This window comes from Deinococcus pimensis DSM 21231 (genome assembly GCF_000519345.1).
Classification (GTDB): domain Bacteria; phylum Deinococcota; class Deinococci; order Deinococcales; family Deinococcaceae; genus Deinococcus_A; species Deinococcus_A pimensis.
In genome coordinates, this window is sequence record NZ_KI912620.1 from 9,579 (window position 1) to 9,794 (window position 216).

Below are 216 nucleotides of genomic sequence, written 5' to 3' on the forward strand. Positions count from 1 at the left end.
GCGCGCCCGAGAGGACGTCCCGCGCGAGCGCCTCCGGAATGGGCGCGCCGTACACGCTGCCCACGTAGAACACCCGCGCCACGCGCCGCGCGTCGCCCGCCCGGTAGCGCGCGACGGGCTCCACCGTCACGTCGAAGGCCCCCACGCCCCCCACGAGGTTCGCGAGCGACAGCGCGTACGCCCGCCCCAGGTCCGCGAACGGATACGGCGAGTTGC

At 76.4% G+C, this 216-nt stretch carries 1 protein-coding gene; it reads right to left on the reverse strand.

The window, feature by feature from the left end; translation table 11 throughout:
- Window positions 1-216 (reverse strand): hypothetical protein (locus DEIPI_RS38730; protein WP_045233459.1); only part of this gene is annotated, 216 nt, incomplete at both ends.